We start from the raw sequence: 19,396 nt of genomic DNA on the forward strand, positions 1-19,396 counted from the left end.
AAGACGGACGTGCTGGGCGGTCGGCAGTCTCGACGTATGAGCACTGACACGACCGCCGACACGGCCCCCGACACCTTCACCGAACCGATCCGCTTCGACACCAAGATCGCCGTGCTGCTGCGGGAGGACCTTGAGCCCTGGCAGCGGTTGAACGTCACGTCCTTCCTGGTCAGCGGCCTGGGATCAGAGGTTCCCGAGGTGATCGGGGAGCCGTACGAGGATGCCGACGGGGTGCGGTATCTGCCGATGTTCCGGCAGCCGGTGATGGTCTTCGAGGCCACGAAGGAGGTCCTGGTGGCGGCCCACGGGCGGGCGCTGAGCCGTGCGCTGCCCCGGTCCGTCTTCACGTCGGACCTCTTCACCACCGGCAACGACCGGGACAACCGGGCGGCGGTGCGGGCCGTCGCCACGGCCGAGCTGGATGTGGTGGGGCTGGCGGTGTACGGGCCGCGGAACGGGGTGGACAAGGTGGTGAAGGGGGCGCGGATGCATCCGTGAGGGCGCCCCTTCGAGGCGGGTTGGACGGGGAGCGTCCAGTTCGGACCGTGCGGTTCGTCGAGCCAGATCTTTTGCGTGTGCGGGGTGATCGTCATCCTGAAGCACGTGCGGTGAGCGGTGTGGCGCTCCGCCGGCGCCAACGGGGCGGACCCTACTCCGCGAAATGTGACACTCAACAGGAAAGTGTCACATTTTCACGCCTACCCTCCCCGTCAGGCCGCGTTGACCTCGGGCTTCGCCGCGGCCGGTGTTTCCGCTTCCACGATCGCCGGTCCACTCGCCGGAAGCCCCCGCATCAGCGCCCCGTACCCCACCGCCGCCCCCGTCCCCACGACCGCGCACATCCCCCACAGCCACGCCGCCCCGAACCGGTCGATGACGAACCCGGACATCAGCGGAGCGACGAGCGCGGCGACCGCCCAGGACAGGGTGTACATGCCCTGGTAGCGGCCCCGGCCCTGGACGGGGGACAGTCGTACGACGAGGCCCGTCTGGGTCGGGGCGTTGATCATCTCGCCGAGGGTCCACACGCACACCGTGAGGGCGAAGACGCCGACCGAACCGGCGAACGCGGTGAGCCCGAAGCCGTAGCCCGCGAGGATCGACGAGACGACCAACAGGCGCTTGGCGTCGCGGTGTTCGATGAGGCGGGTGACCGGGATCTGGAGGGCGACGATGAGGAAGCCGTTGACGGCGATCGCGGTGCCGTAGTCGGCGGGGGTGAACCCGGCCTCGCCCATCGCGACCGGCAGACCGACCGAGCCCTGCTGGAAGACGACGGCGACGAGGAAGGACAGTCCTACGACGCTCATGAACCGCCCGTCGCGCAGGACCGTCCCGAGGCCGACCGGGGCGGCGGGTTCCTTGCCGTCGGCTGTCGTCGCGACGGTGGGCCGGGACTCGGGCAGCCGTAGGAACACGACGACCGCGCAGACCGCCGTCATCCCGGCCTCCAGCAGGAACCCGGCGCGGTAGCTGACCTCGGCGATGAACCCGGCGGCCATGGAGGAGACGGCGAAGCCGAGGTTGATGGCCCAGTAGTTGAGCGAGAACGCGCGGACCCGGTCCTCGGGACGCACGATGTCGGCCATCATCGCCTGCACCGCCGGACGGGACGCGTTGCTCGCCGCCCCGACCAGGCACGCCACGGCGGCGATGGCGACGGGGTCGTGCATGAAACCGAGGAGCGCCACGGACGCGGCGGTCGACGACTGCGCGATGAGGAGGGTGGGACGGCGGCCGATCCGGTCGGTCAGCACGCCCGAGCCGATCGACGAGACGACCCCGCCGAGGCCGTAGAGGGAGGCGACGAGGCCGGCGTAGGTGGCGGAGTAGCCGCGGTCGAGGGTCAGGTAGAGGGCCATGAAGGTCGAGACGAACGCCCCGAGCCGGTTCACCAGGGTGCTCGTCCACAGCCACCAGAACTCGCGGGGCAGACCGGAGACGGTTTCCCGGGCGGCACGTCTCAGGGCGGCGAGTGACATGGATCGTTCCCCCACGGTCGAACAGGTAAGTAAGTGGCTCAGGTGCTGGGCACAACTTACGAACGGGACGGCCCGGGGAACCACTCAATTAACAGAAGCCGTCAACTGTGGGGCTGGGAGGCAGGCGCCAGGCGGGGGCCCGAATGCGTGGATTACGCTCTGAGGCATGGCCGACGCACCGTACAAGCTGATCCTCCTCCGCCACGGCGAGAGCGAGTGGAACGCGAAGAACCTGTTCACCGGCTGGGTGGACGTCAACCTGAACGAGAAGGGCGAGAAGGAGGCGGTCCGCGGCGGTGAGCTGCTCAAGGACGCCGGCCTGCTCCCCGACGTGGTCCACACGTCCCTCCAGAAGCGCGCGATCCGCACGGCGCAGCTCGCGCTCGAATCCGCAGACCGCCACTGGATCCCGGTCCACCGCAGCTGGCGCCTGAACGAGCGCCACTACGGCGCCCTCCAGGGCAAGGACAAGGCGCAGACCCTCGCGGAGTTCGGCGAGGAGCAGTTCATGCTCTGGCGCCGTTCCTACGACACCCCGCCCCCGCCCCTTGAGGACGGCACGGAGTTCTCCCAGTCGGACGACCCGCGTTACGCGACGATCCCGCCGGAGCTGCGCCCCCGCACGGAGTGCCTGAAGGACGTCGTCGTCCGCATGCTCCCGTACTGGTACGACGGCATCGTCCCCGACCTCCTCGCCGGCCGCACGGTCCTGGTCGCCGCCCACGGCAACTCCCTCCGCGCCCTGGTCAAGCACCTCGACGGCATCTCCGACACCGACATCGCGGGCCTGAACATCCCGACGGGCATCCCGCTGGCCTACGAACTGGACGCGTCCTTCAAGCCGGTGAAGCCGGGCGGGACCTACCTGGACCCTGACGCGGCAGCGGCGGCGATCGAGGCGGTCAAGAACCAGGGCAAGAAGAAGTAGCCCCACCTTCCTGACCCCCTTCCTGGCCAAGCCCCCCACCTGCGGATCTCTCCGGTGGGGGGCTTCGTGCTGCGCGGGACACGGCACCGGGAGAGCGCGCCCGGAAGGCGCGGGGAGAAGCTTCGGTGCCGCCCGGAAGCGCATCGGAAGCGGATCGACCCTGGTGGCGGAAGCGGCGGTACTGGTGGCATGCAAGGGGTCAATCAGCCTTTTGTGCGGGTTTTCCCGCCGACCCCGATCGGTGGGTTCTCCCGCCGACCCTTCCCTGCCGCCCATCCCGTCGGAGCGTCCCATGAACGACCTCGGACCACCACCACCGCCGTCCACCCCCGCCGCACCGAACCCCCCGGCCCCCTACCGTGCCGGCGGCCTGATACCGCCCGCCGGAGCCGCCCGGACCTGGGGGCTCACCGTCATCGGGGTGCCCCTGCTGCTCGTTCTGCTGCTGGGGATGGTCGACGGGTCCTTCTCCACCGGCGGCGACGGAGCGCAGGCCCAGCCGTGGACCCCGCCCACCGCGTCGTACACGTACACCCAGTCCGCCACCCCGGACCCGTACAACGCCTCCGACTCGACCGCCACCCCGGACCCGTACAGCGCCTCCGACCCGGTCACCACGGAGACCGGGGACGCCGGGGGCGGGAGCTCCTTCGGTGAGCCGACGGGGGAGACGACCACCGCGGCGGCGGAGCCGGAGGCGGTCGTCACCGACTACTTCGCGGCGATCAACAACCGTGACTACCGGACGGCTTGGAAGCTCGGCGGCAAGAACCTGGGTGACGCCGACTACAACGCGTTCGCCAAGGGCTACGCCAACACCCAGCAGGACAGCGTCAGTCAGGTGTCCGTGCAGGGGACCGTCGTGCAGCTGGTCCTCAACGCCCTTCAGACGGACGGTACTTCGCGCTCGTTCAACGTCACCTACACCGTCGAGGACGGTGTGATCACCCACGGCACGGCAATCCGGGTCGGCTGACCATCCCCGTACGAGTGGAGCGCTGAACCATCGTGAGCACACAGGCACCGCACCACCCCCATCCTCCCGGCCGTCCGCCCGGAGCGCCGCAGGTCACCCGCGTGTACGCGCGGACCAAGGCCACCCGCCTGCTGTCCGCGGGCACCTACCTCGATCCCGTCTACCGCCGGGCCGTCATCCGGGAGTTGCTCAAGAACCGCTTCAGAGTGGTCGCGCCGTCGTACGGCTACGACGCCGTCTCGGTCCTCGCCCACGCGCTCGCGGCCCGCCGACTACGCCGTATCCAATGGGGAGTTGTCGGCGGCTCGGCGGTCGCGCTCCTGCTGCTGATGAGCAAGGGTCCGCTGAGCGCCTTCGTCGCCGCCCAGCTCATGTTCTGGGTGCTGTGGGGCGCCGCCTACCTGCGCCGGATCGTCACCCTGCACCTCCTGATGACCCGGCTGAAGGAGACCGGCCCCGCCGGCGGCTTCGACGGCTCCTACCCCGTCGGCGGCAAGCTCACCGACGCCCTGATCGGCAAGATCGACCGCGAACAGGCAGGCCAGACCGGCCTCGTCTTCTACGGCGGTTTCCGGCCCTTCGTCGGCGCCGGCGAGCCGCTGCGCGACTGGGCGAACGCCCAACTCCTGCTCGGCGCACCGAAGAACCGCCTCGCCGCCCGCAAGGACTTCGACGTCAACGGGTCGGGGTCCGGGGCCGACCTCGACGAGGTGGAGCGCAAGCCCGTCCTGCCGTTCACCGTCCGCGACATCACCAAGTACGTCGCCGAGAGGATGGGCGCGGAACTGCGCGACGAGGCCCGCTGGGACGAACGGATCGAGGGGCTGACCGTCGAGCGGCGCCGCTACACGACGGCGATCCGCACCAACGACCGTACGGTGGGCACCGGTTGGTCCCAGCTGCCGGGCATGGACGATCTCCCGGCCATCCACTGGCGGGAGGACTACGACTCGGCCCGCGAGTACCTGTGCATCCGCGTCGGATCCTGGAACGAGGAGCTGGTGACCTCGATCTTCGTCGGCTTCGACCTCAAGGGCGACACCCTCCACACCGAGTTCTACACCTACGTACTCGGGCCGCTGGTAAGGGAGTTCCACCTCGTCGACCGACTGCCCGACGTGTTCGACGGACGGCTGGCGGTGCGGGTCGCGTGGGACATGGTCAAGGCCGTACCGCGCTGGTGGCTGGCGCTGGCGCTCTGGCCGTTGCGGCTGGTTCCCCGACGCTTCCTGCCGAGGCGGATACGACGGTTCGTGCGGCCCGCGCGGGGCGGGTGGAGCACCATCACGTTCACCGGAGAGAGCGCGGCGGTCGACACCAGCGAGTTCCAACTCGGGCGCTACGCCAAGGAGTCGGTGGACTGCGGCGCGCTCACCAGCGTCCGGGAGATGGCCACCAGCGACACCTACCACCACTTCTTCCAGAAGACCGATGCCCTGAAGTACACGCAGATCGTCGAGCGCCGCCTGCTCCAGACGATCCGTCAGTTCCTGGGCGAGCACCACGTGGATCTCGCCGACCACGACCGCGCGCAGACCAACATCCTCGTCGGGGACAACTCGCAGGCGATCCTCGGCGGCCACAACGAGAACTTCGGATACAACTACCGCCCGCAGGGCCCCAGTTCGCCCGGCGGCGGAGGGGGAGGGGACTAGCCATGAGCGGGAACGAGAGCCATACGTTCGGGGACAACAGCCAGGTCATTCTCGGCGGGGAGAACAAGGGTTTCGGCTACAACTACCATGCGGCGCCGACGACTTCGGCCGCCGAACCACAGACCTCCGACCAGCCGTCGGGGGAACCCTCGGACCGGCCGCCCGCCGGTCACGACCGTGGCCGTAGCGTCTTCGTCGTGCACGGCCGGGACGAAGAGGTGCGCGCGGCGATGTTCGGACTGCTCCGCCGGCTCGACCTACGGCCCCTGGAATGGGAGGAGTTGGTGCGCGCCACCGGCAGAGCCTCGCCCTTCCTCGGCGAGGTGGTCATGAACGCACCGGCGCAGGCGCAGGCGGCCCTGGTCCTGCTCACCCCGGACGACGTCGCCAAGCTCCACCCGCATCTGCTCGGCAATCGCGAGCGGGACGACGAGACCCAACTCACCGGCCAGCCACGGCAGAACGTGCTGATCGAGCTGGGCATGGTGCTGATGGCCTACCCCGAGCGGACCGTCATCGTCGAGGTCGGCCGGCTGCGGCACGTCGCCGACACGGCGGGCATCAACGTCATCCGGTTCGACGGCACGGAGTCCTCCCTCGCGAAGATCGTCGCCCGGTTGCGGCTGGCCGGCTGCCAACTCGACGACACCCGGCCGGAATGGCGCGATACCCGGCACTTCCAGAATCTCTCCGCGTACCGACGGCTCGCCTGAATCACGGCGAAGAAGAAGAAAGGGGGGACGGACGCTCCGGCGTCCGTCCCCCCTTTCTTCTTCTATACGCGGTCCAGTCCCGACGCCAGCCCCCTCAAGAACGCCCCCACCTCCCGCATGTCGATCCGCTCCAGGTCGTCCGGCCGCACCATCACCCGCAACTCCCGGCAGACCGCGCCCTCCCGGGACCGCGCGATGAACGACATCAGGATCAGCCGCAGCAGACTGTCCTGGTCGAGATGGTCGAGCCGGGACAGCCCCGATCCCACCAACGGCATGGCCACCGCCTCCAGTTGGGCATGCCGGTGCAGCGCGTCCCACAGCCGGCCGAGGCCGAGCCAGAGGTCCTCGACGCTGGACGCGGCCACACAGTCGTTGCCGATACGGCTGTACGCGACCGCGAACACCAGCCGCGGCCGGGTGCCCAGCACCGCCACCGTGCCGACCGGGTAGCGGTCCAGCTTCCCCAGCGGCTTGCGGTCCCGGTCCTCCCGCCCGACCGGCGTGACCCCGGCGAGCGCCGCGTCCAGTTCCGCGTCGAGACGCCGTACGTCACCGTCGTACCGTCGGAGCAGCAACTGCCCTTGCACGCTGGCCGAGTTGATGACCTGGCTGTCGGCGGACGCGGTGTCGAAGGTGTCGCAGAATCCGACGACGAGATGGGCCGGCCGGTCGAACACGTCGCCCGCCTCGACCACCACTCTCAGGTCGGGCCGCCGGAACACCTGCTCCACCCGCAGCACCGGCCGTGCCTGGCCCAGCCCCCACACCAGGCATGCCGCCACCGACACCACCGTGACCGTGCCGGGGTCGGGAAAGCTCCGTGGGAAGAATTGCCCGACGAACTGAAGGACCGCGGATATCCCGCCGAACGCCACCATCGTGCTGCGCGCGAAAATCCTTCGGGCACGTCCGGTGCCGTAGAACCGCAGAAATCGAGAAAACACGGTTCCTCCCGGACATCATGATAATCTGCTGGTCACATATCGGTGACGCAGAGTGATGAAGCAGGGCGACACAGCGACACAGGAACGCGGCGGGGGCGACGCGGGTGGCCGATGGACGAGTGCGCATTCAGGTCAAGGTGCTGGGACCGGTCCAGCTCGACGTCGACGGAATCCCTGTCCGGCTGACACCGCTGACCACCCGGCTGCTGGTCCGCCTGGTGGCCGCCGAGGGCGAGGCCGTGCCGGTACGTCAACTGCGGCGCGACGTATGGGGGTTGGCGGACGGGCCGCGCCATCTGGACCAGCGCAATCGCAACGAGGTGCAGAAGCGCGTGCTGGAACTGCGGCGCGCCCTCGACCCCGGTCAGGACGGTACCGCCGCCCGCGTCCTGCGCACCGAGCAACAGGTCACCGTGCACGGCCCGGAGACCGCCTACCGGCTGGTGCTGCGGCCCGGGGAACTGGACAGCGCGCGGTTCACGGCGGTCGTCGGCACCGCCCTCCTCGCCCCGCCCGCGACCGCCGCCCATGAGCTGGCCGAGGCGCTGGCCCTGGTCCGGGGCCGGCCGCTGGCCGAGGTCAACGGCGAGAACTTCGCGGACCCCTTCATCCGCCGGCTCACCGCCCTGCTGGACTCCGCCCGCCGTGAACTGGTCCGGGTCCAGGCCGACTTGGGCCGCCCCGACCTCGCGCTGCCGGTCGCCGAGCTGATCGTCCGTGACCACCCCGACGACCTCGACGCCGTACGCACCCTCGACACCCTGCGCGCCGCGCTCCGGGCCCGCCACGGTGCCGAACTGCTGCGCCACCGGGTTCCGTTGCCGGGTCAGCGGGCCGATGTCGTCCTGGTCCGGGGCGACTTGTTCGAGCAGGCGGACTGCAACCTGGTGGTCGGCTTCACCGACACCTTCGACACGGAGACCGACCAGGACATCGTCATCAGCCGCGACAGCGTGCAGAGCCAGCTGGTCGACCGGCTCTTCGGCGGCCGACGCCGCCTGCTGGACGAGAAGTTGAAGGCCGGGCTGCGTACGGTGCGGGCCGTCGGCACGGAGAGCGCACGGGCCAAGCCGCGCGGCCGGCGGGTGCGTTACCCGGTGGGTACGACCGTGGCTGTACCGGTCGACGGCCGCCGGATCTTCGCGGTCGCCTATTCGCGGCTCGGCAACGACCTGGTGGCCAGGTCCGGTGACGAGGACCTGCGGACGAGCCTCGACAACCTCTGGGCCTCGGTCGCCGTGCACGGCCTGTTCAGACCGGTCGCCGTCCCGCTCATCGGCTCCGGGCTGGCCCGGGTGACCGACCTCGACCGCAGCCAGCTGGTGGCCCTGATCGTCGACTCGTTCATCACCGCGTGCCGCCGCTACCCCGCGCTCACCCCCGAACTCCGCATAGTGATCCGCCCGGAGGACCTGGCCAGCACCGACCTCTCCCCGGTCGAACGCCGCTTCCACGAACTGGTCCCGGACCTGGACGACCGGGTGGACTGACCAAGGCCGGCAAGGGAGTTGGGGCTGACCCGGCCGAATCCAACATGAGGCCGACCAGGTCCAACATGAGGCCGACCGGGTCCAAGGTGAGGCCGGGCGGTTCTCGGCGTCCAGCCCCCGCTCCGACGGGTTCCTCCGCATCTTTCGGCTCCCCCATGCGGCATCACCCACCGGTCACTGGCCCGCCACGGCCACCCGGCCTCACCGGTTCCCAGTGCACCGCTCCCGCCGCTTCCGCGGGTAGCCACCATCCGCTTCCGATCCGATTCCGACGCGACACGGACGCCGAGCGTCAACCGGACGCCGAGCGTCAACCGACAGCCGTACGACGGCCGGGCCGTTCCCGGGACCGGCGGGCAGCCCTCAGAGCTTCGGGAGCCTCGGCGGCTGCCCTCCCCGCGTCTCCGCCCGCGCTCCCGCCTCGCGCAACGCAACGACCGCCGCCTCGGCGTCCGCCTGCGGTACACCGTCGAGCACTACGGCCGGAACCTCCACCACCAGCACTTTGCTGCGCCAGAGACCGAGCCCCGTCAGCCGACGTACGACCTGGGCGACATCGAGCACCCGGGCACCGAGGTCGGTGACCACCACGTCGTAGTCCACGTGGTCGCAGACCAACGCGAAGTACTCGGTGTGCTCGGCGTACTCGGGCCGATCGGTCACCATCGCTTCTCTCCGCCGGGATCCACAGCCCCAGCTTCCCAACTCGCGGCCCCGCGCGACACCATGGCCTCGCAGGAACTCAGGGGGTGCCATGGGGAACAAAGAGACCGAACAGGCCGCGATCACCCACGTGTTGGCCTTGGAACGGGCCGCAGGCCGCGAGCCCAGGGACGTCCGCACGTCGGGCCTTCCGTACGACGTCGACAGCCCACCCCGCATGATCGAGGTGAAGGCGTTCAGCCGCTCGGCACGCAGCGAACCGCTGCCGCTGGAACACCGCCAAGTCCTGGCCGCACAGGCGAATCCCGGCCGCTTCTACCTCTACGTGGTGGACAACCTCGCCGGCCCGGACGGAACCGAGATCGGTGTCCGCGTCCTGCACGGCGAGATCCTCCGGGCGATGATCGAGCGCTCCCAGCCACAGATGACCTACTGGCCCACCTTCCGGGCAGCGGAGTACGACGAGGCGGAGCGGCTGTGCTGAGCAACCGGCGCGGCAGGGCGACAAACAGTTCCTTGGCAAGGAACCGCCCCCCTGTCACGATCAAGCCGTGGACGACCTCTCTAAAGTCACGTGGTGGATGGACGTCGTCTCCGACCTGGTGGGTCCGCCGGTCAGCGTTCTGCTGCTGGTGGAGGGGATCCAGATGTACCGCGACGGGGGCTCCATCGGCTGGGCCGTCGGGGCGTCGGTACTGCTCCTGGGCACCCTCTACACGCTCGGGCGTCGGCTCGCCCGGTATCGGAGACGGACGGCGACGTCATCGACTTCGGCGTCGTCCTCCACCTGACTCCACCCGGTCCGGTTATTTCTCGTCATTACGTAGATACGGGATGTGACCGGGCGGGAGGATGGACGCGTCCATACGCACTCTCGGGGGGAAGAGCACCCATGGCGAACCAGTACCCCGGACCACCTCCGGAGCAGCCGCCCGGACAACCCGGTCAGAATCCCTATGCCACCCCGCCCGGTGGGCCCTACGCCGAGGGTGCCTACGGCTATCCCGCGGCCCCTGTCTACGGCTACCCGCAAGCCGTACCGCCGCAGCCGCAGCCGCAGCCGTACGCGCAACAGCAACCCCAGCCCCAACCAGCCTTCGGCGCCCCGCTGTTGACCCTCGGGGACATCGCGGTCAACGGGGACACCATCGTGAGCCCGGCCGGGTCGATGCCGCTCAGGGGGGCGGTGTGGACGGCTACCGACATGTCCCGTACGGAGGAGCGGATTCCGCCGCATGCGATCGTGCTGGCGATTCTGTTCTTCCTGCTGTGCTTTGTCGGGCTGTTGTTCCTTCTGATGAAGGAACGCGTCACCACCGGTTTCGTGCAGGTCGGCGTGAACAGCGGGGGTCGGCACCACTCCACGATGATCCCGGTGCAGTCGCGCGACCAGGTCGTGTACGTCCTCAACCAGGTCAGCTACGCCCAGTCCATCAGCGTGTGAACCGTGTGAACCCTGTCAACAGGCGGACGGCCCAGGCGTGTTGCACCTGGGCCGTCTCAAGATGGGATGGGATGGGACGGGTCAGCGCCGGCTCGCCCTTGCCAGCGCCGGTACGAAGCGGAGCGCGTCCACCGTGCCGACGCCCGTAGCCATGTCGTAGCCGTTGACCGCGGTGTAACCGGTCACGCCCGCGTACGAGTTGTTCGTGCCGTCGTTCACGTCGACGATGCCGTTGCCCTTGGCACCGTGCTTCGCGAGCGCGTACAGCGCCGAGTTGATGTTGCCGACCCGGTGCCCCGCCGCCTGGTCGGCCAGCGCGACGATGCCCGAGAAGAGCGGGCTGGCCTCGCTCGTGCCGCCGTAGACGTCCCAGCCGACGGCCGTCGGGTCGAAGCTGGAGTACGTCCACGCGCCGCCGTTGACCGCCGCGGCCATCGAGACGTCGGGGGTGGCGCGCTGGGTGCCGACGATGCTCTTCACGCCGTTCTGGAAGGACGGGCGGGCGAACACGTGGGACTGGCCGCCGCCGCCCGCGCCGTAGTCGTTGTAGACGCTGTCCGGGGTGACGCGGTCGCCCTTGTCGTCCAGGTGCAGCTGCGTGCCGCCGATCGACGTGACCAACGGGTCGGAAGAGGGCCAGGAGTTGACGGGCTTGTCGTAGAAGGCCGAGCCGTCCGCGTTGTAGTCGGTGGCGCCGCCGTCGCCGGAGGAGGCGAGGACGGTCACGTGCTTGCGGTTGGCGGCCTCGAAGGCGTAGCGCAGCTTCTTGATGCTGGAGAAGTTCCCCTGGTCGAAGCCGGGGAAGGTGTTCTCGGTCGCGCCGAAGCTCTGCGTGATGACGTCGCCGACGCCGTGGTCGATCAGGTACTTCTCGGCGTCCATCATCTCCGGCAGCCCGGTGACGCCCTCGGTCTCGGCGACCGCCGTCTCCACCAGCACGATCTTCGCGTCGGGCGCGACCGCGTGCGCCATCTCGACGTCCAGGGTCGTCTCGCCGGCCCAGCCGGTCATGTCCGCGTTCGTCGGGTCGAAGACCGGGACCTTGCCCCACTTGACGACATTCACCTTGGCGCTGTGGATGCCGAACTGCTTGCTGTACGTGTCGAGATCGTGCTGGATCGTCGGCGAACCGAACGAGTCGACGATGACGATCGTCCGCCCCTTGCCCGTAATGCCCTTCTTGTAAAGCGAGTTGAGGTTGTACGCGGTGCGGTACTGCAGCGGGTTGTAGCACGCGATCTGCCACTTGGCCTCGCACTCCGCGCTGGAGAGCGGGGTCGGCACGTCGCGCGCGAGGGTGTGCCCGGTGATCGCCGGGATCGCCTTCGTCTGCGGTACGACGGCGGGCGTGGCGCCGGCGACACCGCCCAGCGGCGCGGTCGCCAGCGCGGCGACGGCGAGGCCGGCGGTGGCGGCCGTGGCGGCGGCCATGTTCAGTCTCGTGCGGGCTATGTGCATGAATCCCCCCTGAGTGCTGCGGAGTTCGCCCGGCCGTCAGCCGGACGAAGTGGTCTCCGCGCATCTCATCGAGTGAGACATGCACAGGACAAGACTGTTGAACTGTCGATGCCGAACCCTTTGCCCAAACAGCACCAAAGACTCGAACACCCCTGCCGATCCGACCTGTTGACTCGGATCGCGGTCGGCCGCCGGTCGTCAGATCGAGTACGGCACCGCGTGCACCTCGTCCGCCCGGTGCCCCGCGCGTTCGTGGACGCGCTGGACCGCCTCGGGCGACGGGGCCTCCGACAGGCAGTAGACGGTCCCGGTCTCCGGGTCCGCCCAGGCCCGCTCGAAGTGGACGCCCTCGTCCTTCTCCACGGCGAGATCCGCCTTGTGGGCCTCCATCAGCTGGTCGGCCGTGATGCCCTTCATTCCGTGATGTACGTCCATGTACTGAGCCATGGCCTCACACCTCCTCGTGCTTTCCCCCTCAATGCTGCGCTTCCACGGCGTCCGGGGCCACCGGCGGCCGAACATGCCGGAGGGGCCCCGGCGCCGTAGCACCGAGGCCCCTCAGGGAGTAGGCGGCGGTCAGCCGCACTGGCACGGATTGCCGGACTGGCACCCGCAGCCGCAGCCCGAGCCGCAGCCGCAGGCGCCGAAGAGCGGGAGGCTCTTGATCTCGGCGGGCTGCTGCGTCTCGCGCTCCTGCGTCGGGTCCGGTGTCGTGGCGGGGGATTCGGCCATGGGTCCTCCTAGAGGCTGGTGCCTGTGCCCATTGGATGCCCGCTTCGCCGGGCGCATCAACGGCGCATGGAGGCTCCCCCGCAAGCCGGGGTCATTTCTAACCAGTCTCAGACCGAGACGGTGGTTAGAAATGACCCCGGCTTCCGGAGACCCCCGGCCGAGCGACCGGGCGGAGAGCTACGCGCCCTCCGCCCCCGTCACCGGCTGGATGTCCGGCTGCAGTTCGTCCGCGTGCTCGCCCGTCACCAGGAACACCACGCGCTTGGCGACCGAGACCGCGTGGTCGGCGAAGCGCTCGTAGTAGCGGCCGAGCAGGGTCACGTCGACCGCCGTCTCGATGCCGTGCTTCCACTTGTCGTCCAGCAGGTGCTGGAAGAGCGTGCGGTGGAGGAGGTCCATCGCGTCGTCGTCCTGCTCCAGCTGGAGCGCGAGGTCGACGTCCTTCGTGATGATGACCTCGGCCGCCTTGGCCATCAGACGCTGGGCGAGCTGGCCCATCTCCAGGATGGTCGCGTGCAGGTCGTGCGGTACGGCCCGCTCCGGGAAGCGCAGCCGGGCGAGCTTCGCCACGTGCTGGGCGAGGTCGCCGGAGCGCTCCAGGTCGGCCGACATGCGCAGCGACGTGACGACGATCCGCAGATCCGTCGCCACCGGCTGCTGCCGGGCCAGCAGGGCTATGGCCCGGGCTTCGAGGTCGTGCTGGAGGTCGTCGACCTTCTTGTCGGCCTCGATGACGCTCTCGGCCAGCTTCAGGTCGGAGTCCAGGATGGCCGTCGTGGCGCGTCCGATCGCCGACCCGGTCAGCCGGGCCATCTCCACCAGACCGTCACCGATCGAGTCAAGTTCCTCGTGGTACGCGTCCCGCATCAGGGTTCCCTCTCCTACGTTGCTTCGGGGGCTCCGGGGCCCTGGGCCTGTCGATGTGACTAAAAACCGGCCCTTCCACCCCACGCTCCCACGTTCCCGCTCCTACGCGACGGTTTCCGCCACCCCGAATGAACCAATACTGGCTCCAAGGTGAACTCTGGGCGACGAGTGTTCGAGGTCGCACTCCGATGGCTGTGGCCAGGAGGTATCCCATGCCTAACCTGGGGGCATGGACGTGAACGCGGCGGTCGCCGCAGCGGCAGCGATCGCCGGGGTGCTCACCGGTGTCATCGCCATGCTGGCGTTCCGCTGGAGCGAACGCGACCAGAAGCGACCGACCAGGACCTCCCTGCATACGGACCCGGTGCTTCCGCCGGGTGTGGACACCGTGCTCTCGGTGCTCCGCTCCTCGGCCGTCGTCCTCGACGAGGCGGACGCCGTGGTCAAGGCCAGCTCGGCGGCGTACGCCCTCGGACTGGTCCGCGGCGGGAAACTCTCCGTCGACCCGATGCTCCAGATGGCCCGGGACACCCGGCGCGACGGCGAGATACGCCAGGTCGAGCTGGATCTGCCCCGGCGCGGCACCGGCCGCGGGGAGGCCCTCGCGGTCTCCGCCCGGGTGGCGCCGCTCGGCTCCCGGCTCGTCCTGCTCCTCGTGGAGGACCTCACCGAGGCCCGCCGTATCGAGGCCGTACGACGTGACTTCGTGGCGAATGTCAGCCACGAACTGAAGACCCCGGTCGGCGCGCTCTCCCTCCTCTCGGAGGCGGTCATGGACGCCTCCGACGATCCTGAGGCGGTGGAGCGTTTCGCCGGCCGGATGCAGATCGAGGCCACGCGCCTGACCAACCTCGTGCAGGAGCTCATCGACCTGTCACGGGTCCAGAACGACGACCCCCTCGAAGACGCCGAACCCGTCCGCGTCGACGAACTCGTCGCCGAGGCCATCGACCGCTGCCGGCACCAGGCCGGCACCAAGCAGATCACCATGGCCGCCGGCGGCACCGCCGACCTGCACGTCTACGGGAACCGGGGCCAGCTGGCCGCGGCCCTCGGAAACCTGGTCGAGAACGCCGTCAACTACTCGCCCGCCCGCACCCGCGTCGGCATAGCCGCCCGCCGGGTCTCCGCGGGCGGCGGCGACCACATCGAGGTCGCCGTGACCGACCAGGGCATCGGCATCTCCGAGAAGGACAAGGAGCGCGTGTTCGAGCGCTTCTACCGTGTCGACCCGGCCCGCTCGCGGGCCACCGGCGGTACGGGTCTCGGACTGGCGATCGTCAAGCACGTGGCCGCCTCGCACGGCGGGGAGGTCACGGTGTGGAGCTCCGAGGGACAGGGCTCCACGTTCACCCTGAGGCTGCCGGAGGCGGGTGCGGCCCGCGACCGTGCCCACCAGCACCCCGACCTCGACGACGAGGTCGAGGCGTCCCCTGAACCATCCCCGTACGAACCGCTTCCCGCCCCGGAGGTCCTTCCGTGACCCGAGTGCTTGTCGTCGAGGACGAGGAGTCCTTCTCCGACGCCCTGTCGTACATGCTCCGCAAGGAGGGCTTCGAGGTCGCCATCGCGACCACCGGGCCCGACGGACTCGACGAGTTCGAGCGCAACGGCGCCGACCTCGTCCTGCTCGACCTCATGCTGCCGGGGCTCCCCGGCACGGAGGTCTGCCGCCAGCTGCGCGGCCGTTCCAACGTCCCCGTCATCATGGTGACGGCCAAGGACAGCGAGATCGACAAGGTCGTAGGCCTGGAAATAGGAGCCGATGACTACGTCACCAAGCCCTTCTCGTCCCGCGAGCTCGTCGCCCGTATCCGGGCCGTCCTGCGCCGCCGCGGCGAGCCCGAGGAGGTCACCCCGGCCGCCCTCGAAGCCGGTCCGGTCCGCATGGACGTGGATCGCCACGTGGTCACGGTCTCCGGCTCCAAGGTCGACCTGCCCCTCAAGGAGTTCGACCTGCTGGAGATGCTCCTGCGCAACGCGGGCCGCGTACTGACCCGCATGCAGCTCATCGACAGAGTCTGGGGCGCCGACTACGTGGGCGACACCAAGACCCTGGACGTCCACGTCAAGCGCCTCCGCGCCAAGATCGAGCCGGACCCGGGCGCGCCCAGGTACCTGGTGACGGTGCGCGGCCTCGGCTACAAGTTCGAGCCGTAGACCGCGAACACTTCCTTACCGGCTCTACGACGATGGGCGGGACCTCTCCGTGAGGTCCCGCCCATCGTCGTAGACGTACGACTGTCGCTCAGCCGGTGGCGGTGCCCGTCTCCGTGGCCGTCGCGCTCGCGGAGGCCGAGTCGGTCGGGGTGGCCGACGTGCTCTTGCCCGGCTTCGGCGAGCCGGAGGTGGTCGCGGTGGCGCCCGCGGCCGGCGTCGAGGGGATCGAGCTGGGGCCCCACTTGGTGAAGTAGCTGTCGGCCGGGACGACGAAGGCGCTCAGGCTCACGCCGCCGGTCCTGCTGAGGGTGAAGGTGACCTTCTGGGCGTTGCCGTCCGTGATGCCGGCGGGGTCGGTCAGCGCCGCGGAGGCGTTGCCCTTGCCGCCCAGGACGAGCGAGCCGAAGGCCGGGACGACCAGCTTGCCCTTGCCCTTGGCGGGGGTCAGCGTGGCCGTGCCGGCGCCGTCGACGCTGACGGAGTCCAGGGTCTGGGGGTTCTTGCTGTTGTTGAACAGGGTCGCGGAGATCACCGCCGGGCCCGTGCCCTCGGTGCCGGACTCGGTGAGGGGCTGGGTGATGACGAGCGCGTTCTGCACCTTGATGGCGCCGACGGAGACGGCCGCGTTGTCCGGCTTGACCTCCAGCGTCTGTGCGTCGTTGCCGGCAGCGCACGCGGCGAGGGAGGCGATCGAGAACGCGATGGTGGCGGCGGCGAGGGCGCCGCGTCGAAGGCTGCTGCTCACGGCGGCGGCTACTCCTTGAACGTGGGCGGAGCAGGGCGACTCCCGAAATAAAGCCGCCCTAAGTGTCTGTCAGCGGCCTTAGGTTACCGAGCCGTTCCCGCACCATCGCACCCGACCCTCCCTCAACCGGGTACCCGTGTGCCGCAAGTGACTCACGGGTCACTTGCGACCGGCACTCGTCCGGCATTCACATAAGCAGCTCAGTCGTCCGTCGGCGGATTTTCGGTGAAGAATGCGCGGCGCCCCGGATAATCGATCATCGGCATCTCGGCGGGCTTCGGTGATCAATTCCGGATTCGTCTCGTACCGGGCTCCGCCCACCGAACGGAGTAGCGGAAGTCGAGCACTTGGAACCAGACATTTGGGGACGTTCGTCCGGTTGGAGGCGCCTCCGGATGTGTGTAACGTACGCGTTTCACCTCGCCCGGAGAGCCGCTCCGACCTGCGAATACCCTCTTCCGCTCGGCCTCCGCAGCACGTTCCTGTTGCTGTTGTCAAGCCCCGAGATGCGCTCTGACCTGCGAAAACGCCATTCAGAACCCGCAGTTTCCGTGTTACCCTGGATAGCCACGGAAGGGGTACCTGTCACATGACGTTCAAGGTTGGCGACACCGTGGTCTATCCCCATCACGGGGCCGCGCTGATCGAGGCTATCGAAACTCGCCAGATCAAAGGCGTGGACAAGACCTATTTGGTGCTGAAGGTCGCTCAGGGTGACCTGACGGTGCGTGTGCCAGCGGACAATGCGGAGTTCGTCGGCGTACGTGATGTGGTCGGTCAGGACGGGCTGGACCGGGTCTTCGAGGTGCTGCGCGCTCCGTATGCCGAGGAGCCCACGAACTGGTCGCGTCGTTACAAGGCAAATCTGGAGAAGCTCGCCTCCGGCGATGTCATCAAGGTCGCGGAAGTCGTCCGTGACCTGTGGCGTCGTGAGCGCGAGCGCGGACTCTCCGCAGGTGAGAAGCGCATGCTCGCCAAGGCTCGCCAGATCCTGGTGAGTGAGCTCGCGCTCGCGGAGAACACGAACGAGGACAAGGCCGAGGCCCTGCTCGACGAGGTTCTCGCGTCCTGACGCAGGCGACTGGTACGCCCTGCTCAGCACACTGAAATGCCGTGGTGCCCGATGACAGCTCCCTTGTCGCCGGGCGCTTCGGCATGTTCAGGGGATTTTTCCGAGCCCCGAACCCGACTCCGTCGAAGACTCCGAGACCTGAGACTCCGACTCCGTCGAACCTCGGAGAAACATCCCCCGATAATGGTGTGCCGGGCCCGGGCAGCTGTCTCGACCGGTGTCACGGAAGGGTCCGGTCAAGGCGTCGCGCCCGGCACTCCTGAGGCCATACCCACGTAGGTCGAGCACACAAACCTGACAGGAACCGATGTCTGACGATTCGCGCTCTTCGCAGGCGCAGTCCTCCGTCGCCGCCGTGATCCCGGCCGCCGGACGGGGCGTACGCCTCGGCCCGGGCGCCCCCAAAGCGCTCCGCGCGCTGAACGGCACCCCCATGCTGATCCACGCGATCCGCGCCCTGGCCGCGTCCCGCGCGGTCTCCCTGGTCGTCGTCGTGGCCCCGCCCGACGGCGCGGCCGAGGTCAAGACCCTCCTCGATGCACACGCACTCCCGGAGCGCACCGACTTCCTGGTCGTCCCCGGCGGCGACTCCCGCCAGGAGTCCGTGAAACTCGGCCTGGACGCGCTGCCGCCCGGCTACGACATCGTCCTCGTCCACGACGCGGCCCGCCCGCTCGTCCCGGTCGACACGGTCGACGCGGTCATCGAGGCCGTACGGGACGGAGCCCCCGCCGTCGTACCGGCCCTGCCCCTCGCCGACACGGTCAAGGAGGTCGAGCCCGCCGAGACGCCGGGCGCACCCGAGCCGGTCGTAGCGACCCCGGAACGCGCCCGCCTCCGCGCCGTACAGACACCGCAGGGCTTCGACCGCGCCACCCTGGTCCACGCCCACGAGACGGTCACCGACAACGTCACCGACGACGCGAGCATGGTCGAACAGCTGGGCCTGACGGTCGTGGTCGTCCCCGGGCACGAGGAGGCCTTCAAGGTCACCCGCCCCCTGGACCTGGTCCTCGCGGAGGCGGTCCTGACCCGCAGGAGGCTGAACGATGGCTTCTGAGACGTACCCCCTGCCCCAGGTGGGCATCGGCACCGACATCCACGCCTTCGAGGAGGGCCGCGACCTCTGGTGCGCCGGCCTGAAGTGGGAGGGCGAGGGCCCGGGCCTGGCCGGCCACTCCGACGCGGACGTCGTAGCCCACGCGGCCTGCAACGCCCTCTTCTCCGCCGCCGGCCTCGGCGACCTGGGTCAGCACTTCGGCACCGGCCGCCCCGAGTGGTCGGGCGCGTCCGGGGTCACCCTCCTGACGGAGGCGGCGAGGATCGTCCGCGAGGCGGGCTTCACCATCGGCAACATCGCCGTACAGGTGATTGGCCCGAGGCCGAAGATCGGCAAACGGCGAGACGAAGCCCAGAAGCTCCTTTCGGATGCGGCAGGAGCCCCGGTGTCAGTGTCGGGCGCGACAACGGACGGCTTGGGCTTCCCCGGCAGGGACGAGGGCCTGATGGCAGTGGCAACAGCCCTGGTGGTCAAACACGCTTAACTGGGCCGGGGCCGGCGTTT

The 19,396-nt window shown here is 69.3% G+C and carries 22 protein-coding genes; 14 read left to right on the forward strand and 8 right to left on the reverse strand.

Features of this window, described 5'->3' with window-relative positions; all coding sequences use genetic code 11:
• The first annotated feature begins 36 nt into the window (after nt 1-36).
• The gene (locus OG407_RS28465) at nt 37-498 is read left to right on the forward strand and encodes a DUF2000 family protein (RefSeq protein ID WP_405862329.1); all 462 of its coding nucleotides are present in this window, start codon (nt 37-39) and stop codon (nt 496-498) included.
• Between the two features lie 212 nt (nt 499-710).
• On the opposite strand, the gene OG407_RS28470 is transcribed toward OG407_RS28465, so the two are convergent.
• Nucleotides 711-1,982: an MDR family MFS transporter gene (locus tag OG407_RS28470; RefSeq protein ID WP_405862331.1), complete on the reverse strand. Its 1,272-nt coding sequence runs from the start codon at nt 1,980-1,982 to the stop codon at nt 711-713.
• A gap of 166 nt (nt 1,983-2,148) precedes the next feature.
• On the opposite strand from OG407_RS28470, the gene OG407_RS28475 reads away from it, so the two are divergent.
• From OG407_RS28475 to OG407_RS28490, 4 genes are all read left to right on the forward strand, one after another.
• On the forward strand, nt 2,149-2,910 hold the full coding sequence (locus OG407_RS28475; protein WP_403591732.1) for a phosphoglyceromutase: 762 nt from the start codon (nt 2,149-2,151) through the stop codon (nt 2,908-2,910).
• A 292-nt stretch (nt 2,911-3,202) separates the two neighbouring features.
• The gene (locus OG407_RS28480) at nt 3,203-3,886 is read left to right on the forward strand and encodes a hypothetical protein (RefSeq protein ID WP_405862334.1); all 684 of its coding nucleotides are present in this window, start codon (nt 3,203-3,205) and stop codon (nt 3,884-3,886) included.
• 32 nt (nt 3,887-3,918) lie between these two features.
• Nucleotides 3,919-5,541 carry a hypothetical protein gene (locus OG407_RS28485; RefSeq protein WP_405862335.1) on the forward strand — a complete coding sequence of 541 codons (1,623 nt, stop codon included), beginning with the start codon at nt 3,919-3,921 and terminating at the stop codon, nt 5,539-5,541.
• A 2-nt stretch (nt 5,542-5,543) separates the two neighbouring features.
• Nucleotides 5,544-6,254, forward strand: coding sequence for a TIR domain-containing protein (locus tag OG407_RS28490; RefSeq protein ID WP_405862337.1), 711 nt, complete (start codon nt 5,544-5,546; stop codon nt 6,252-6,254).
• Between the two features lie 62 nt (nt 6,255-6,316).
• On the opposite strand, the gene OG407_RS28495 is transcribed toward OG407_RS28490, so the two are convergent.
• Nucleotides 6,317-7,201, reverse strand: a complete 885-nt coding sequence (locus OG407_RS28495; protein WP_405862339.1) for a macro domain-containing protein — start codon at nt 7,199-7,201, stop codon at nt 6,317-6,319.
• A 119-nt stretch (nt 7,202-7,320) separates the two neighbouring features.
• On the opposite strand from OG407_RS28495, the gene OG407_RS28500 reads away from it, so the two are divergent.
• Nucleotides 7,321-8,691 carry a macro domain-containing protein gene (locus tag OG407_RS28500; protein WP_405862341.1) on the forward strand — a complete coding sequence of 457 codons (1,371 nt, stop codon included), beginning with the start codon at nt 7,321-7,323 and terminating at the stop codon, nt 8,689-8,691.
• A 363-nt stretch (nt 8,692-9,054) separates the two neighbouring features.
• Here the strand turns inward: OG407_RS28500 and OG407_RS28505 are convergent, their stop codons facing one another.
• The gene (locus tag OG407_RS28505; protein ID WP_405862343.1) at nt 9,055-9,357 is read right to left on the reverse strand and encodes a ribosomal protein L7/L12; all 303 of its coding nucleotides are present in this window, start codon (nt 9,355-9,357) and stop codon (nt 9,055-9,057) included.
• An 88-nt stretch (nt 9,358-9,445) separates the two neighbouring features.
• Between OG407_RS28505 and OG407_RS28510 the strand changes: the two genes are divergently transcribed.
• From OG407_RS28510 to OG407_RS28520, 3 genes are all read left to right on the forward strand, one after another.
• Nucleotides 9,446-9,838 (forward strand): DUF3883 domain-containing protein, encoded by a 393-nt coding sequence (locus tag OG407_RS28510; RefSeq protein ID WP_405862345.1) that lies wholly within the window; start codon nt 9,446-9,448, stop codon nt 9,836-9,838.
• A 67-nt stretch (nt 9,839-9,905) separates the two neighbouring features.
• The gene (locus OG407_RS28515) at nt 9,906-10,145 is read left to right on the forward strand and encodes a hypothetical protein (RefSeq protein ID WP_403591782.1); all 240 of its coding nucleotides are present in this window, start codon (nt 9,906-9,908) and stop codon (nt 10,143-10,145) included.
• 101 nt (nt 10,146-10,246) lie between these two features.
• A complete protein-coding gene (locus tag OG407_RS28520; protein WP_405862347.1) occupies nt 10,247-10,798 on the forward strand; it encodes a hypothetical protein in 552 nt (183 codons plus the stop codon).
• An 81-nt stretch (nt 10,799-10,879) separates the two neighbouring features.
• Here the strand turns inward: OG407_RS28520 and OG407_RS28525 are convergent, their stop codons facing one another.
• The 4 genes from OG407_RS28525 to phoU all read right to left on the reverse strand — a co-directional run bounded on the left by OG407_RS28525 (nt 10,880) and on the right by phoU (nt 13,855).
• Nucleotides 10,880-12,256 carry a S8 family serine peptidase gene (locus OG407_RS28525; RefSeq protein WP_405862349.1) on the reverse strand — a complete coding sequence of 459 codons (1,377 nt, stop codon included), beginning with the start codon at nt 12,254-12,256 and terminating at the stop codon, nt 10,880-10,882.
• 198 nt (nt 12,257-12,454) lie between these two features.
• On the reverse strand, nt 12,455-12,703 hold the full coding sequence (locus OG407_RS28530; RefSeq protein ID WP_327403109.1) for an SCO4226 family nickel-binding protein: 249 nt from the start codon (nt 12,701-12,703) through the stop codon (nt 12,455-12,457).
• A gap of 129 nt (nt 12,704-12,832) precedes the next feature.
• Entirely contained in the window at nt 12,833-12,988 is a 156-nt protein-coding gene (locus OG407_RS28535; protein ID WP_019062518.1) for a hypothetical protein, read from the reverse strand.
• A gap of 177 nt (nt 12,989-13,165) precedes the next feature.
• Nucleotides 13,166-13,855, reverse strand: coding sequence for a phosphate signaling complex protein PhoU (gene phoU, locus OG407_RS28540; protein WP_266858549.1), 690 nt, complete (start codon nt 13,853-13,855; stop codon nt 13,166-13,168).
• A 229-nt stretch (nt 13,856-14,084) separates the two neighbouring features.
• Here phoU and OG407_RS28545 point away from each other — a divergent pair, with 229 nt between their 5' ends.
• Together OG407_RS28545 and OG407_RS28550 are read left to right on the forward strand one after the other, a co-directional pair.
• Nucleotides 14,085-15,338 (forward strand): ATP-binding protein, encoded by a 1,254-nt coding sequence (locus OG407_RS28545; RefSeq protein WP_318017122.1) that lies wholly within the window; start codon nt 14,085-14,087, stop codon nt 15,336-15,338.
• A complete protein-coding gene (locus OG407_RS28550; protein WP_009340348.1) occupies nt 15,335-16,015 on the forward strand; it encodes a response regulator transcription factor in 681 nt (226 codons plus the stop codon). The genes OG407_RS28545 and OG407_RS28550 overlap by 4 nt, the downstream gene beginning before the upstream one ends.
• A gap of 88 nt (nt 16,016-16,103) precedes the next feature.
• On the opposite strand, the gene OG407_RS28555 is transcribed toward OG407_RS28550, so the two are convergent.
• The gene (locus OG407_RS28555; RefSeq protein ID WP_405862352.1) at nt 16,104-16,760 is read right to left on the reverse strand and encodes a DUF461 domain-containing protein; all 657 of its coding nucleotides are present in this window, start codon (nt 16,758-16,760) and stop codon (nt 16,104-16,106) included.
• 589 nt (nt 16,761-17,349) lie between these two features.
• Between OG407_RS28555 and OG407_RS28560 the strand changes: the two genes are divergently transcribed.
• The 3 genes from OG407_RS28560 to ispF all read left to right on the forward strand — a co-directional run bounded on the left by OG407_RS28560 (nt 17,350) and on the right by ispF (nt 19,376).
• Complete coding sequence (locus OG407_RS28560) at nt 17,350-17,832, forward strand: CarD family transcriptional regulator (protein ID WP_003953493.1); 483 nt, start codon at nt 17,350-17,352, stop codon at nt 17,830-17,832.
• A gap of 307 nt (nt 17,833-18,139) precedes the next feature.
• Nucleotides 18,140-18,892: a 2-C-methyl-D-erythritol 4-phosphate cytidylyltransferase gene (gene ispD / locus OG407_RS28565; protein ID WP_405862354.1), complete on the forward strand. Its 753-nt coding sequence runs from the start codon at nt 18,140-18,142 to the stop codon at nt 18,890-18,892.
• Nucleotides 18,882-19,376: a 2-C-methyl-D-erythritol 2,4-cyclodiphosphate synthase gene (gene ispF / locus OG407_RS28570; RefSeq protein WP_405862356.1), complete on the forward strand. Its 495-nt coding sequence runs from the start codon at nt 18,882-18,884 to the stop codon at nt 19,374-19,376. The genes ispD and ispF overlap by 11 nt, the downstream gene beginning before the upstream one ends.
• Nucleotides 19,377-19,396: the final 20 nt, after the last annotated feature.

The sequence above is a fragment of the Streptomyces sp. NBC_01515 genome (genome assembly GCF_045040345.1).
Taxonomy (GTDB): domain Bacteria; phylum Actinomycetota; class Actinomycetes; order Streptomycetales; family Streptomycetaceae; genus Streptomyces.